Source organism: Streptomyces sp. DH12 (assembly GCF_020873895.1).
GTDB lineage: Bacteria > Actinomycetota > Actinomycetes > Streptomycetales > Streptomycetaceae > Streptomyces.
On sequence record NZ_JAHWGT010000019.1, the window covers coordinates 21244 to 34534 of the forward strand.

The 13291-nt window shown below is 76.7% G+C and carries 15 protein-coding genes and 1 riboswitch; of the genes, 9 read left to right on the plus strand and 6 right to left on the minus strand.

Features of this window, described 5'->3' with window-relative positions; translation table 11 throughout:
- Window positions 1-104: 104 nt before the first annotated feature.
- Both LPA54_RS18745 and LPA54_RS18750 read right to left on the minus strand, forming a co-directional pair.
- Window positions 105-1550 carry an MFS transporter gene (locus LPA54_RS18745; RefSeq protein ID WP_228979219.1) on the minus strand — a complete coding sequence of 482 codons (1446 nt, stop codon included), beginning with the start codon at window positions 1548-1550 and terminating at the stop codon, window positions 105-107.
- A 172-nt stretch (window positions 1551-1722) separates the two neighbouring features.
- Entirely contained in the window at window positions 1723-2118 is a 396-nt protein-coding gene (locus LPA54_RS18750; protein ID WP_228979221.1) for a hypothetical protein, read from the minus strand.
- Window positions 2119-2309: 191 nt separating this feature from the next.
- Between LPA54_RS18750 and LPA54_RS18755 the strand changes: the two genes are divergently transcribed.
- Window positions 2310-3131 (plus strand): tetratricopeptide repeat protein, encoded by an 822-nt coding sequence (locus tag LPA54_RS18755; RefSeq protein WP_228979223.1) that lies wholly within the window; start codon window positions 2310-2312, stop codon window positions 3129-3131.
- A 154-nt stretch (window positions 3132-3285) separates the two neighbouring features.
- Here the strand turns inward: LPA54_RS18755 and LPA54_RS18760 are convergent, their stop codons facing one another.
- Together LPA54_RS18760 and LPA54_RS18765 are read right to left on the minus strand one after the other, a co-directional pair.
- Window positions 3286-3516: a hypothetical protein gene (locus LPA54_RS18760; protein ID WP_228979224.1), complete on the minus strand. Its 231-nt coding sequence runs from the start codon at window positions 3514-3516 to the stop codon at window positions 3286-3288.
- A gap of 249 nt (window positions 3517-3765) precedes the next feature.
- The gene (locus tag LPA54_RS18765) at window positions 3766-4578 is read right to left on the minus strand and encodes an aminotransferase class IV family protein (RefSeq protein ID WP_228979226.1); all 813 of its coding nucleotides are present in this window, start codon (window positions 4576-4578) and stop codon (window positions 3766-3768) included.
- A 151-nt stretch (window positions 4579-4729) separates the two neighbouring features.
- On the opposite strand from LPA54_RS18765, the gene LPA54_RS18770 reads away from it, so the two are divergent.
- The 5 genes from LPA54_RS18770 to LPA54_RS18790 all read left to right on the plus strand — a co-directional run bounded on the left by LPA54_RS18770 (window position 4730) and on the right by LPA54_RS18790 (window position 8671).
- The gene (locus LPA54_RS18770) at window positions 4730-5083 is read left to right on the plus strand and encodes a MerR family transcriptional regulator (protein ID WP_228979467.1); all 354 of its coding nucleotides are present in this window, start codon (window positions 4730-4732) and stop codon (window positions 5081-5083) included.
- Window positions 5084-5132: 49 nt separating this feature from the next.
- On the plus strand, window positions 5133-5504 hold the full coding sequence (locus LPA54_RS18775) for a cupin domain-containing protein (protein WP_228979229.1): 372 nt from the start codon (window positions 5133-5135) through the stop codon (window positions 5502-5504).
- A gap of 106 nt (window positions 5505-5610) precedes the next feature.
- Window positions 5611-5808, plus strand: a riboswitch (cobalamin riboswitch).
- Window positions 5809-5841: 33 nt separating this feature from the next.
- Window positions 5842-6885 carry an ABC transporter substrate-binding protein gene (locus LPA54_RS18780; protein ID WP_228979231.1) on the plus strand — a complete coding sequence of 348 codons (1044 nt, stop codon included), beginning with the start codon at window positions 5842-5844 and terminating at the stop codon, window positions 6883-6885.
- On the plus strand, window positions 6882-7895 hold the full coding sequence (locus tag LPA54_RS18785; RefSeq protein WP_228979232.1) for an iron ABC transporter permease: 1014 nt from the start codon (window positions 6882-6884) through the stop codon (window positions 7893-7895). The genes LPA54_RS18780 and LPA54_RS18785 overlap by 4 nt, the downstream gene beginning before the upstream one ends.
- Window positions 7892-8671 carry an ABC transporter ATP-binding protein gene (locus tag LPA54_RS18790; protein ID WP_228979234.1) on the plus strand — a complete coding sequence of 260 codons (780 nt, stop codon included), beginning with the start codon at window positions 7892-7894 and terminating at the stop codon, window positions 8669-8671. The genes LPA54_RS18785 and LPA54_RS18790 overlap by 4 nt, the downstream gene beginning before the upstream one ends.
- Window positions 8672-8695: 24 nt before the next feature.
- On the opposite strand, the gene LPA54_RS18795 is transcribed toward LPA54_RS18790, so the two are convergent.
- A complete protein-coding gene (locus tag LPA54_RS18795; RefSeq protein ID WP_228979236.1) occupies window positions 8696-9577 on the minus strand; it encodes an oxygenase MpaB family protein in 882 nt (293 codons plus the stop codon).
- 65 nt (window positions 9578-9642) lie between these two features.
- A complete protein-coding gene (locus tag LPA54_RS18800; RefSeq protein ID WP_228979239.1) occupies window positions 9643-10872 on the minus strand; it encodes a hypothetical protein in 1230 nt (409 codons plus the stop codon).
- 332 nt (window positions 10873-11204) lie between these two features.
- Here LPA54_RS18800 and LPA54_RS18805 point away from each other — a divergent pair, with 332 nt between their 5' ends.
- The 3 genes from LPA54_RS18805 to LPA54_RS18815 all read left to right on the plus strand — a co-directional run bounded on the left by LPA54_RS18805 (window position 11205) and on the right by LPA54_RS18815 (window position 13254).
- The gene (locus LPA54_RS18805; RefSeq protein ID WP_228979241.1) at window positions 11205-11408 is read left to right on the plus strand and encodes a hypothetical protein; all 204 of its coding nucleotides are present in this window, start codon (window positions 11205-11207) and stop codon (window positions 11406-11408) included.
- A 255-nt stretch (window positions 11409-11663) separates the two neighbouring features.
- Window positions 11664-12620: a class A beta-lactamase gene (gene bla / locus LPA54_RS18810; RefSeq protein WP_228979243.1), complete on the plus strand. Its 957-nt coding sequence runs from the start codon at window positions 11664-11666 to the stop codon at window positions 12618-12620.
- A 187-nt stretch (window positions 12621-12807) separates the two neighbouring features.
- The gene (locus LPA54_RS18815) at window positions 12808-13254 is read left to right on the plus strand and encodes an SRPBCC domain-containing protein (RefSeq protein WP_228979245.1); all 447 of its coding nucleotides are present in this window, start codon (window positions 12808-12810) and stop codon (window positions 13252-13254) included.
- Window positions 13255-13291 lie beyond the last annotated feature (37 nt).

Genomic DNA, 13291 nt, shown 5'->3' on the forward strand with positions numbered 1-13291 from the left:
GGGTGTCCGGACGTCGGTGGTCGGGACGTCGTGGGGTCATGGGCCGTCGGCCGTCGGCCGGGGCGGCGGCTCAGTGGTCGGTCGGTCGGGTCGGGGTCAGGCGTTCAGGGGCGCGCGGCGGGCGCGGCGCCGGACGCCGGGTCGGTCTCGGGGCCCGCCTTCGGTCCGGCCCCCGGCTCGGTCGACGAGGCGGACCGGCCGCCCCGGACGGAGATCAAGGGGACGGCGACGCACGCGGCGACGGCGGCCAGCACCAGCCCCGCGCGGACGCCGCCGTCGGCGCCCCCCAGGCCCCACGCCGCGGTGGCCAGGGCCGGCCCGACGGTGAAGCCGGCGCTGCGGGAGAGCTGCATCGTCGAGGCGATGGTGGCGGTCCGCTCCCGGGGGGCGGAGCTCATGACGAGCGCCTGCGTCGGACCGCCGTTGAGCCCCATGCCGACACCCGCGAGCGCCAGCCGCCACGCCATGTCCGGCAGGGACCAGCCGTCGCCCAAGGGGACGAGGAGGAGGAGCCCGACGGCGGTGAGGCAGGCGCCGACGACCGCCACGGGACGGGCGCCGTAGCGGTCCGCGAGGCGTCCGCCGACGGGCCCGGCCACGCCCATGCCGAGCGGGAACGCCAGCAGGGCCACACCCGTCGCGGTGGCGCTGAAGCCGCTGTCCCGTTGGAGGTGCAGCGCGGTGACGTAGTGCATGGCGGCGAACGCGGCCGCGAGCGCCAGGACGGCGCCGTGCGCCGGGTAGGAGCGGGACGCGCTGATCGCCGCGGTCACCGGGCGGCCGCTCGGGCCGCGCGCCCACCACCACAGCGGCGGCAGCGCGGCCAGGGCGAGCAGCAGCCACGCCCGGTCGTCGTAGGCGAGGGTCAGGGACAGCAGCAGGAACGTCACACCGGAGGCGACCAGGACCGTGTCGGCGAGCGCCCTGCGGTCGAGCGCGCGCAGCCGCCCGTCCTTCGGCATGGCCCGCCACGCCACGAAGAGCGCGAGCAGGCAGAACGGGATCTTGACGAGGAACACCGCCCGCCAGCCCAGGTGGTCGAGGAGCAACCCGCCCACCGCCGGCCCGGTCACCGCGCCCAGCGGGCCGAGCGTCGCCGGGACGCTCATGGCCCGACCGCGCGCCTCGGGCCGTACGGACCGGATGGCCAGCACCGGCATGAGCACGAACAGCACCGCGCCGAAGGCCCCTTGGGCGATGCGCGCGGCGATCAGCCAGGACGCCCAGGGGGCGAGGGCCGCCAGCGCGCTGCACAGCGCGAACCCGCCGGCCGACACGAGCAGCGCGGACCGCGTGCCGACGCCGTCGAGCCACCGCCCGACGGGCAGCAGCAGCGCCACCACCGGCAGTTGGTAGCCGAGGACGGCCCACTGCGCTGTCGCGGCCGACACGTCCAGGCTCTCGGAGATCGCCGCCAGGGCGATGTTGACGATGTTCATGTCGAGCATCGCCACGAACGACAGCATGCCCGCCACGGCCACCAGGAGCCAGCGATCGCCGGGTTCCGGTATGTGACCCGGCGCTTCCGAACCGGCACGGTGCTCTGACACCCTCGGCCCTCCCCCATCTGCCCGGGCCGCCGGATGACGGCCCCATCTCAGGAGTCGGGGGAGAACCGGAGGGAGTTCCCGGCACTCCGCGGAAATCTCGCGAAGTCCGAAACGCGTGGGTCGGACGGCTCAACTCGAAGGCGTGCCGGGCAGGTTGCCTTCGGTATGGGGGTCAGCAGCGACGCAGGCCGTGCGCGGACGGGTCGGCGTCGAGCGAAGACGGGGTGTGCACCGCCGAGGCGGGAACGAAACCGGAGGCTCCGCGGTCGTCACCGGTGGTCCTGTACCAGGTGTGGTTGCCGCCCGCGTGCAGGGAGCCCCGCGTCCAGCAGTCGAACCAGCTGTAGGTGGTGCGCAGCGTGTCCATCTGCCAGCTGTCCGTCCGGTCCTGGTGGTTGCGGATCGAGGTCGGGGCGTCGTTGCCGCACCACCGCACGGCGTTGGACCTGACCCCGCACACCTGGATCACGGACGCCTCCGCCGAGGCGGGCACGGCGACCACGGCGAGCGCCGCCAGCGCGGTGGCGGAGGTGGCGAGGGTTCGGCGCAGGGACGAGGACGGCTCCATCGGTCGTCGCGGTCACGGGCCGCGCCCCCGGGCGGGCGGTTCGGTGTTCGATGACGCGCCGTGGCCGTCGAACGGCTCCATGGCAGGATGATCACCGCCCGCCGGCTCCCGGTCCGCCCGCTCGCGGTCCGGCCCAAAGGAGCCACGCGGTCGGCGGCACGCGGAACGACCGGGAAGGACACGCGGGGGACATGGACGAAGGCGGCGACGCGTACCGCGCGGCCGGTTACGCGCTGAGCCACGGCATGTGGCTGGAGAAGGCCGGGGACGTCGAGGGCGCCCGGGCCGCCTACCGGCAGGCCCTCGACTCCGGGTGCGCCGGCCCCGCGGCCATGGCGGCGACCAACCTCGGCGCCCTCCTGGCGGCCCACGGGGACCCGGAGGGGGCCGTCGCCGCCTGCCGTACGGCCGTCGACTCCGGCCACCCGGACGCCGCCCCGCTGGCCGGCGCCAACCTGGGCTCCCTCCTTCGCAGGCTCGGCGACACCGAGGGCGCGCGGGCGGCCTACCGCGCGGCCGTCGACTCCGGCCACGCCGACGCGGCCCCACGGGCCGCCGCCCTGCTGGGCAATCTGCTCGTCGAGCTCGGCGACATGGACGCCGCCCGGGAGGCGCTGCGCACGGCGGTGGACTCCGGCCACCCCGAGGAGGCGCCGGGCGCGGCCTTCGCGCTCGGCTACGTCCTCAAGCGGCAGGGGCGCCCCGAGGAAGCGCGGGCGGCGTACCGGCGGGCGATCGACTCCGGCCACCCCGAGGCGGGCCCCCTGGCCGCGGCGAACCTCGGCTTCCTGCTGAAGGAGCAGGGCGACGTCGACGGGGCCCGGGCCGCCTACCAGCGAGCCGTGGACTTCGGCCACCGGGACGTCGCCCCGCGCGCCGCCCTCGACCTCGGTCTGCTGCTGGCGGCGCACGGCGACCGCGAAGGGGCGCGCACGGCGCTCGGCACCGCCGCCGAATCCGGCCATCCGTACGCCGCCGAGCAGGCGCGCCGCCTCCTCGCCGACCTCGGCTGACGGGTCGCCCCTGCCCCCGCCGCGTGTGGCGGCCCATCACGGCGGTTGCCGGCCCGTTGCCGTCGCCCGGTCCGCCGGCGGGGTCCAGCGGGACCCGGTCCGCCGACCGGGGCCCGGCTCTCCCCGGTACCGGTGGGTGGTCGCCGCCGGTACGTCAGGCGGTGCCGCCGGTCGGCGGGGTGAGGGTGGTGAGGCCCTCCGCAGCTCCCACGGCGGCGGACACCGGCTCCGCGAGGCGGTCGGCGGCGGTGGTGCGTGCCGACAGCCCCAGCCCGTCGGGCGCGTCCGCCTGGACCGGTACCACCGGTCCGAGCATGAGCCCGCCGCCCATGGCCAGGACGGCCGCGACCCGCCGTCCACCGACCCGCATGCTGCTGCCTGTCACCTGGGGAACTCCTCTCCGGACGCCGCCCGCGCGGCGGCTGGTCAGTCGGTGAGGCTGCCACCCGCGGCCCGTCGCCGTCCGCGTTTCCGCGCCACGGTCGCCCGGATGGATGTACGGCCACCGGTACGTGCCGTTCCCGCGCGCCCCCGGCACGCATCCGTACCGCCCCGGCGCGCGCGCCGGGGCGCCGTCGGCGCGTCCGAGCCGGCGCGACCGCTCCGGCGCCTGGTCCGGCGGTCGGGGCGGACGTCAGGGTGCCGTGAGGGGTTCGGAGGCGTACGCGCGGTGCAGCAGCGCCACGAAGGACGGGGCCTCGGGCAGCTCCGTGGTGCCGATCCGGTGGACCGGGACCCCCGGCGTCCACGAGTTCATGACGACCGCCCCGGCCAGTTCGGGCAGGTCGGCGGGGGTGACCTCCCGGCGGCGCTGGGGGACGCCGAGTCGGTCCAGGGCCCGCCGCAGGACGCCCATGGTGGTGCCGTGGAGCACGTCCGCCGCCGGCCACACCACCGACGTGCCGTCCCAGAAGGCCAGGTTCCAGATGGTCGCCTCACTGATCCGGCCCCGCCGGTCGAGGAACACGGCGTCGTCGAAGCCCCGCGCGACGGCCCGACGCAGCAGGGACGTCTTGGCCGGCTCGCCCACGTGCTTGATCCCCGGCTGGAAGCGCTCGTGCACCACCGTGTCCAGCGCCAACGGACCGGCCGGGCCGTGCGCCGGGGGCCCGGTGCGGACCAGCAGCGCGGGCGCCACGTCGGGGTCGGCGGCGGTGAACTCGCCCGCCGGGGAGTACACGGTGGCGGTCAGTGAGACGTCGGCGGGCCCCGCGTCCAGGGCGGCCCGCAGGTGGGAGCGGACCGTCGCGTCGGGCAGCGCCCTGCCGAACAGCTCCAGGGACGCCGATCGCAGCCGCTCCAGGTGGAGGTCGAGGCCGCGGATCCGACCGCCGCGCACCTGCGCGGCGGTGAAGTGCGCGTACCCGGCGAAGGCGAGCGGCGCCAGGTCCCCGGCGGTCGCGGCCCGGCCGTCGCGGTGCACGGCGAACGCCGTCGTCGACGTCATGGCTGACTCCAATCGTGTGAGGGGAGGGGGGAAAGGCAGGGCAGGCGGTGCCCGCGGCGCCGGCCGCGGAATTCCCGTGCCCGCGGCCGACGTTAGGGCTTCACACCGGTGCGAAGGTCAAGTAGGAGGGGCGGGCCATGCTGATCGGGAGCTGTCGCGGCGGACCGGCGTCAGCGCGCGGCTGCTGCGGTACTACGAGGAACAGGGCCTGCTCGCCTCGGTCCGGCGCGGGAACGGGTACCGCGAGTACGGCGACGACGCCGTGCTCACCGTCCGGCAGGTGCGCGCCCTGCTCGGTGCCGGGCTCACCACCGAGGTGATCCGCGCGGTGCTGCCCTGCGCCCGCGGCGAGGGGCCGGACCTGGGCTTCGACTGGTGCGCCGAGCTCAGGGACGTGCTGCGGGGCGAGCTGGCGGACGTGGACGCGCGCATCGACGCCCTCCGCCGCAGCCGCGGCACGCTCGCCCGCTACCTGGAGCGTTCCGCGGGCACCGGGGCGGCGTAGCCTGGAGGAGGACTCGGGGGCCGACCCTCACCCGGGGAGGCGGACGACCATGACAGCCATCGTCTGCAGGAACTTCGACGCCGCCGACGAGACCCGTCCCTTCGAGGACGGCAAGGGCAGGCTGGACCTGATCACCACCGAGCGGGGCCCCGTCGGGCGCGCCGTCTTCGAACCCGGCTGGCGGTGGACCGAGCACGTCAGGCCGCTCGCCGGTACCGACAGCTGCCAGGCGGCGCACACCGGTTACGTGATCAGCGGCCGGATGAGGATCGCGATGGACGGCGGCGGGGAGAGCGCCGAGGTGGGGCCCGGCGACTTCTTCACCGTAGAGCCCGGCCACGACGCCTGGGTGCTGGGGGACGAGCCCTGCGTCGCCCTGGACTGGACCGGTTTCGGCGACTACGCCCGGCCCACCGGCTGACCTCCGCGCGACGGCGCCCGCCCCGCCCGCGCGGGGCGGGCGCCGCACGCCCCGAGCCGCCGCTGCCGGTAAGGCCCCACCCGGCCTGCGGCTCCTTTCCGTCACCGTGTTACCTTGCGGTGCCAGTCGAACTCAGTACCTGCGGTACCTGGGTCAGGGAATCCGGTGCGAATCCGGAACTGACGCGCAGCGGTGAGGGTGACGGGCGTGGCAGCACGAAGCCACTGGGCAGCGACCGGCCCGGGAAGGCGCCGCGTCCGGCCGACCCCGAGTCCGAAGACCTGCTGGCGCCCGTTACGGACGGCCCCGCGCATGGGCCACGAACCGAGGACGCCCCGTGCCCCTGCCACGCCACCACCGCCTGCCCGCCGCCCTGCTCTGCGGGGCCCTGCTGCTCACCGGATGCGGCGGTGGCGGCTCCTCCGACCGGTCCGCGTCCGCCTCCGCTTCCGGCGCGAAGGCCCGCACGCTCGAAAACTGCGGCCGGACCGTGGAGATCCGCGGCGACGGCCCCCGGCGGGCCGTCTCCCTGAACCAGGGCACCACCGAGACGCTGCTCTCCCTCGGCCTCGCCGACCGTATGACCGGCACCGCCACCTGGACCGACCCGGTGATGAAGGGCCTGGAGAAGGAGAACGCCCGCGTCCGGCGGCTGGCGGAGAACAACCCGTCGTTCGAGCGCGTCCTCGACACCGAGCCCGACTTCGTCGCCGCCTCCTTCGCCTCCACCCTCGGCACCGGCGGCGTCGCCACCCGCGACCAGTTCGAGAAGCTGGGCGTGCCGACGTACCTGTCCCCGTCCGACTGCGCGGGCAAGGACAACACCGGCGGCGGCGACGGCGTCCGCACCTCGCCGCTCACCATGGACACCATCCACCGCGAGGTGCGCGACCTCGCCCGCGTCTTCGGCGTCGAGGACCGCGGCGAGGAGCTCGTCGCGCGGCTCGACGCCCGCACCGCCGCGGCGAAGAAGGGCCTCGACGCGTCGGACGTCACCCTCATGTACTGGTTCGCCAACGCCGAGTCCCCGTACATGGCGGGCTGTTGCGGGGCCCCCGGCATCATCACCCGCACGCTCGGCGCGAAGAACGTCCTCGACGACACCACCGAGGAGTGGCCGCAGGTCAGTTGGGAGACCGTGGCCGACCGCAACCCCGACGTCCTCGTCATCGGCGACCTCACCCGCCGGTCGCAGACCGCGGAAAGCGCCGCCAAGAAGATCGCGTTCCTGGAGTCGAACCCCGTCACCAGGACCATGGACGCCGTCAGGCACAAGCGGTACGTGCTCCTCAGCGGGCAGGCCATGAACCCGACGATCCGCACCGTGGAGGGCGTCGAGCAGGTCGCCGCCGCGATCCGCCGGTTCGGGCTGTCCCGATGACCGCCGCCCTGCTGCGCTCGGCGGCGGGGCTCGCGGTGCTCGCCCTCTCCGTCGCCCTCACCCTCACCATCGGCCCCGCCGACCTCGGCGTCGCCGAGGTGTGGTCCGTCGTCGCCTCGCACCTCGGCGGCGCCCCCTCCGGGCTGTCCCCGATCCGCGACGGCATCGTGTGGAACCTGCGGCTGCCGCGCACCCTGCTCGCCGCCGTGTGCGGGGCCGGGCTCGCCGTGTGCGGCGCCGTCATGCAGTCCCTGCTGCGCAACCCGCTCGCCGACCCCTTCGTCCTCGGCGTCTCCTCCGGCGCCTCGACCGGCGCCGTGCTCGTCGTCGTCCTCGGCGTGGGCGGCGGCGCGCTGTCGCTCTCCGCGGGCGCGTTCGCCGGCGCGGTCTGCTCCTTCGCCCTGATGCTCCTGCTGAGCCACGTCCTCGGCGGCACCACCGACCGGGTCGTCCTCTCCGGTGTCGCCGCGATGCAGCTCTTCTCCGCCCTCACCTCCTTCGTCGTCGTCACCTCCGCCGACGCCGAGACCACCCGCGGCGTGCTGTTCTGGCTGCTCGGCTCGCTGGGCGGCGCCGGCTGGGACGACGTCTGGCTGTGCGCCGCCGTCCTCGCCGTGTGCCTCGCCGTGTGCCTTGCCCACGGCCGGACCCTCGACGCGTTCGCCTTCGGACAGGACGCGGCGGCGGGCCTCGGCGTGCACGTCGCCCGCACCCGCCTCGTCCTGCTGTGCGCCACCGCGCTCCTCACCGCCGCCCTCGTCAGCGCGGCCGGGGCGATCGGCTTCGTCGGACTGGTCCTGCCCCACGCCGCCCGGGCCCTCGTCGGCCCCGGGCACGCCCGGCTGCTGCCCGCCACCGCCCTGGGCGGCGCCGTCTTCCTGGTGTGGGTCGACACCCTCGCCCGCACCGTCCTCGAACCGCAGGAGGTACCGGTGGGCGTCATGACGTCCCTGCTGGGCGTGCCGGCCTTCGTCCTCGTGCTGTACCGGACCCGGAGGGCCGCCCGATGACCCTCGCCGCCGACCGCGTCACCCGCGCCGCCGGGGGCCGGCTGATCCTCGACGGCGTGAGCCTCACCCCCGAGCCGGGCGGCGTCACCGGGCTGCTCGGACCCAACGGCTCCGGCAAGTCCACGCTGCTGCGGCTCCTCGCCGGATTCCTCGCGCCGGCCTCGGGCGTCGTCACCCTCGACGGGCTGCCGCTGTCGGCCCTGCGCCGCAGGGACGTCGCCCGGCGCGTCGCCGTCGTCGAGCAGCAGTCGGACACCCTCGTCGAACTCACCGTCGCCGACGTCGTCCGCCTCGGCCGCATCCCGCACCGCCGCGCCTGGACGCCGCCCGCGCCCGCCGACGAGGAGGCCGTGCGGACGGCCCTGGAACGGACCGGCCTCACCGACCGGGCGGACCAGTCCTGGCACACCCTGTCCGGCGGCGAGCGGCAGCGCGTGCAGATCGCCCGGGCCCTCGCGCAGGAGCCGAGGGAGCTGCTCCTCGACGAGCCGACCAACCACCTCGACATCCAGCACCAGCTCGACCTGCTGGAACTGGTCACCGCACTGCCCGTGACCAGCGTCGTCGCCCTGCACGACCTCAACCTCGCGGCGATGTACTGCGACCGGGTCGCCGTCCTCGCCCACGGCCGGGTCGTGGCCGCCGGTACGCCCGGCGAGGTGCTGACCGAGGCCCTCGTCGCCGACGTCTACGGGGTGCGCGCCGAGATCACCACCCCGCCGGGCGGCGACCGCCCGTACGTCCGCGTCCTCGGCACCCTCGCCCGCGGGCGCTGAACGGCCCGGCGGCGGCCCGGGCGGTCAGTCGGCCTCGGCGGCGGGCGGGCGCGGGGGCAGCGCCCAGCGGATCGTCCCCACCACGGCACGGCCCGAGACGCGCACGACGGTCCGCTCCAGCAGCGGCAGGGACGACAGGCCGAGCGGTGCGCGCGCCCACGTCGGCAGCAGGGACACGGCGGTCACCGCCAGCAGCGCGTACGGCCCCCGGGCGGCCCACGGCAGCGGCGGGTGGAGGAGGAGGAACCGGGCCGCCTCCCGCGCCTCCGCCGACCCCGTGAGCTCCGGCCGGTACGCGGCCATCCGCTCCGCCAGCGCAGCCAGGTTCCGCGGCGGGTCCGCCACCCCCAGAGCGGCCGCCACGCGCGCCGTGTCGGCGACGTACGCGTCACAGCCGTCCCGGTCCAGCGGGTGGGCGCCGTAACACTGGTGCGCGGTGAGGAAGCTGTCCACCTCCGCCACGTGGACCCACTCCAGCAGGTGCGGATCCGCGGCGTGGTACGGCGTGCCGTCCGCGGTCCGCCCGCGTACCGCCCCGTGCACGGCCCGGACCCGGTCCACGGCCCGCTGGGCGTCCCGGGCGGTGCCGTACGTCGTGACCGCGAGGAAGGTGCTGGTGCGCTGGAGCCGCCCCCACGGGTCGCCCCGGAACCCGGAGTGGGCCGCGACCGCCGCCATGGCCAGCGGGTGCAGGGACTGGAGCAGCAGCGCCCGCAGCCCCCCGACGAACATGGAGGCGTCGCCGTGCACGGTCCGCACGGGGCGGTCCGGCCCGAACCAGCGGGGCCCCGGAGTGCCGTGGATCCGCGCGCGGTTGGCCTCGCCCTCGGGGCCGGCGACGCGCGTGAACAGCGCCTGGCCGAGCCGCTCCCGTCCGCCCGAGAGTCCGGGCACGTGGACGTTCATGCTTCAAGTATCCGCCCGCCCGCCGCGTGGGGAACCCCCCCGGCCGCACGCCGTCCGGACCCGTGTCATCCGGGCGGCCGGTCGCCCCACCGCCCGGCCCACTCCACCACCGCGTCCGCCGTCTCCCGCGCCCCGCCGTGGCCGAAGCGGCGCGCCAGGGACCGGGCCCGGCCGGGGCCGCCGCCGAGGGAGGCCGCCGCCTCCGCCAGGCGCCCGGCCAGACGGGCCCGCAGCGCGCCGTCGCCGTCGGCCTCGCGCACGGCCGCCGCGAGCCGGGCGACGACCTCGCTCTCCGGTGCCCGGTAGTCGACCGGGCGGCCGAGGTCCGCCCAGTCGACGCGCGCGTCGCAGCAGCCGTGCCGGGCCAGCGACACGGCCTGCAGTCCCTGCGTGTTGTTCGCCGGCGGCAGCCACACCGTGGGCACTCCGGTCGCCGCGGCGTCGTAGACGTTGCCGAGCCCCGGCGTCATACACGTGTACGCCGCCCCGCGCAGCAGCCGCAGCACCTCCTGGCGCCCGTAGGTGCCCACGACCGTCGTACCGTCCGCCACGACCGTGCCGCCACCCTCTCCGTCGCCCGTGCCGCACCCGCCCGTACCGCCCCCGCCGTCGCCCTGCACGGCCCCGCCGCCCGCGGGGCCGTGCAGGGCGCGGGCCGTGGTGCCGCTCGCGGCCACCACCACCGGCAGGTCCGGCGGGGTCCCGGCCCGCACGGCCGCCACGGCGAGCCGCGCGTACGCGAAGGCGTCGCTCCGGCGCCACAGGGGGTGGTGCAGCCCGCCCAGGTTGACGAGGACGTAGTCGCCGCCGGGCCGCCACGGCGGGCCGGGCACGATGATCGGCGGCACCACGACCGCCCGGCCGGCGAGCACCGGGTCCGCCGCGAGCCGCTCCCGCACGCCGAAGAAGTCCTGAGCCACGTACAGCACGGCCGCGTCCCGCGCCACGGGCGGGATCCGCGGCCAGTACCACGCCAGCGCGTCGTACACGACCACCCCGAGGCCCGCCCGCCGTGCCAGCCCGGCCACCGTGAAGTCCATCGCCGTCAGCAGCACGTCATAGCGGGCGGCGAGCGCGCGCAACCGGGCCAGCGCCGCCGCCTCCGACGCCCCGGTGACGTCGTGCACCTCCGCGTACGGCGGCACGTGCTGGAGGTCCAGGGTGTGGTCACCGCCGACGTACCCCAATCCTCCGCACCGGCCGGCCAGTTCGTCCGCCATCACGGCCGCCGCCGCCGACGGGCCGAAGCCGAACGGCTGCGCGTTCAGCAGGACGCGCGGCCCCCCGGCCGTCACCGGGCGCCCGCCCGCGCGGGCCCGGCGCGCCCACCGCCGTCCGGCGCGCTCCGCCGGCCGACCCGGCCCGCTTCCCCTGCCGTCATCCTCGGTGTCACACCGTGACGCTACGCCGCGGGGCCCGCCCGCACCGGGCGCGCCCCGCGGGTTCACCCACGAGGGCCACCACCGGGCCCCGCCGCGTGCCGGGCCCCGCCGCGTGCCGGGCCCCGGCCGCGTGCCGGGCCCCGCCCCTCCGATGGGGGAGCGGCCCGGTGCGCGCGGACACCCGGGCCGCGACCGGGTGCGGAGGGCGCGGATTGAGTGGCGTCCCATGAGGAACACGAGAACCCATGGAATCCACCGACAAGCACGAGCACCGGCCGCGAACCGCCACCGAGGAGGTCCTCCACGAGTTCGAGGAGGCGGAACTCCGTCTCGACGACGGACGGGCGGACGAGGACGACGGCGAGGCCGCCGACTCCCTCACCCCCAGCCCGACCGCCCAGGAGTCGGTCCGCCCGGACCGCCAGGACGGCCCCGCCACCGGCACCTGACCCCGCCTGACCGCGCCTGACCGCGCCTGACCGCGCCTGACCGTGCGGCACCGCGCCGGGCGCCCGCACGGTGGGACGGTGCGCGCCGCAACGATGGGGGCGCGCCCCCGGCTCTGCCGGAGCACCGGCCGCGCCTGCCCGGTTCGGACGCCCGGGGGTCGTAGGACGGACACTGGTGGGCGACACCGGGCATCACGGGCGACCGGGCCCGGTGCCCCTGCCGCGCCGCTCCCCGACCCTGTGGAGGCCCGTCCGATGAGCTCTCGACCCCGCCCGCGCGCGTACGCCGTCCGGGCGGCCGGCGTTCTCGCCCTCGCCGTCCTGCTCCCGGGGTGCGCACCGGGCGCGGCGGGGGACCGCGCCACCGCTCCCGCGCCCACGCCCTCCCGTACGTCCCCGGCCTCCGGGCCGCCGGGTGCGGCGGCCTCTGCCGACCGCGCGTTCCGGGACCTCCAGCGCCGCTTCGACGCGCGCCTCGGCGTCCACGCGGTCGACACGGGCACCGGACGCGAGGTCGCCTTCCGCGCAGACGACCGCTTCGCCTACGCCTCGACGTTCAAGGCGCTGGCGGTCGGCGCCCTGCTGCGCGAACGCGGGCTCGACGGGCTCGACGAGGTGGTCCGCTACTCGCGCGACGACCTGGTCGACCACTCGCCCGTCACCGAGGGGTCCACCGGGACCGGGATGAGCCTGCGCGACCTGTGCGCGGCCACCCTCCGGTACAGCGACAACACGGCGGCCAACCTCCTCCTCGACGCCCTCGGGGGCCCCGACGGCCTGGAGCGGAGGCTGGAGGCCCTCGGGGACGACGTCACCGAGATGGACCGCCGCGAGACCGACCTCAGCGAGGGCAGGCCCGGTGACGTCCGCGACACCAGCACCCCGCGCGCCCTGGCCCGCGACCTGCGGGCGTTCCTGCTCGGCGACGCGCTGAAGCCCGCCGAGCGCGAGCAGCTGAGGACGTGGATGACGACCAACACCACGGGCGCCACCCTCGTGCGCGCCGGGGTGCCCGCCGGGTGGACCGTCGCCGACAAGAGCGGCACCGCCGGGTACGGGGGGCGCAACGACATCGCGGTGGTGTGGCCGGCGGGCGGACGGGCCCCCCTGGTCATCGCGGTCATGTCCAGCCGCGACGAGAAGGGCGCGGAACGCCGCGACGAACTGGTCGCGGAGGCGGCGGCCGCGGCCGTACGGGCACTGGGGCACTGACCGGCAACCCGGGATCCGACGGCCCCGGCGGGTGGCCGGCGCGAGACGTGGCACCGGGCCCCCGTCGACCGGGTGGGCGGCGGGCGGTTTGATCACCCGGCTTCCGGGACACCCGGGAGGCGTCCGTTTCGACGCTCTCGGTCACCCGGCGCACCCCGGGGGGCCGCCGCCCGCGGAGGAGCCAGGCATGGCCGTACGGCAGCACGTGATCAAACGCCCGCCGGCAGCGGTGTGGGACGTGCTCAGCGACCGGGACAGGTACTGCGAGTGGGTCGTCGGGACGCACGACACCGAGCCGCTGGAGGGCGACTGGCCCGAGGTCGGCTCCTCCCTGCGCTACACCGTCGCGCTCGGCCCCGCCCGGTTCGCCGGCTCCACGATCGTCCGCAGGTCGGAACCGCCGCACCGGCTGGAGCTGGAGGTGAAGAGCGAGCCCACCGGCACCGCCCGCGTCGCGATCGAGATAGCCCCCTGGGGCGACGAGACCCTCGTCATCGTCGACGAGCACCCCCTGCGGGGGCCCGGCGCGCGAATGCACAACGCCGTCTTCGACGCGCTCCTCCAGCTCCGCCACCGCCGCATGCTCCGCCGCCTCGCCGAGGTCGTCGAGGCCACGTACCCCGCGTCCGTCTGACCGACCGGCCCGCACCCGGCCGGCCCATCCCGCCCCG

Bases quoted from the DNA above. Each gene is read 5' to 3' on its own strand.
- LPA54_RS18765 (WP_228979226.1), bottom strand. From the start codon at position 4,578: ATGACGTCGACGACGGCGTTCGCCGTGCACCGCGACGGCCGGGCCGCG.
- LPA54_RS18755 (WP_228979223.1), top strand. From the start codon at position 2,310: ATGGACGAAGGCGGCGACGCGTACCGCGCGGCCGGTTACGCGCTGAGC.
- LPA54_RS18775 (WP_228979229.1), top strand. From the start codon at position 5,133: ATGACAGCCATCGTCTGCAGGAACTTCGACGCCGCCGACGAGACCCGT.
- LPA54_RS18795 (WP_228979236.1), bottom strand. From the start codon at position 9,577: ATGAACGTCCACGTGCCCGGACTCTCGGGCGGACGGGAGCGGCTCGGC.
- LPA54_RS18805 (WP_228979241.1), top strand. From the start codon at position 11,205: ATGGAATCCACCGACAAGCACGAGCACCGGCCGCGAACCGCCACCGAG.
- bla (WP_228979243.1), top strand. From the start codon at position 11,664: ATGAGCTCTCGACCCCGCCCGCGCGCGTACGCCGTCCGGGCGGCCGGC.
- LPA54_RS18785 (WP_228979232.1), top strand. From the start codon at position 6,882: ATGACCGCCGCCCTGCTGCGCTCGGCGGCGGGGCTCGCGGTGCTCGCC.
- LPA54_RS18815 (WP_228979245.1), top strand. From the start codon at position 12,808: ATGGCCGTACGGCAGCACGTGATCAAACGCCCGCCGGCAGCGGTGTGG.
- LPA54_RS18790 (WP_228979234.1), top strand. From the start codon at position 7,892: ATGACCCTCGCCGCCGACCGCGTCACCCGCGCCGCCGGGGGCCGGCTG.
- LPA54_RS18750 (WP_228979221.1), bottom strand. From the start codon at position 2,118: ATGGAGCCGTCCTCGTCCCTGCGCCGAACCCTCGCCACCTCCGCCACC.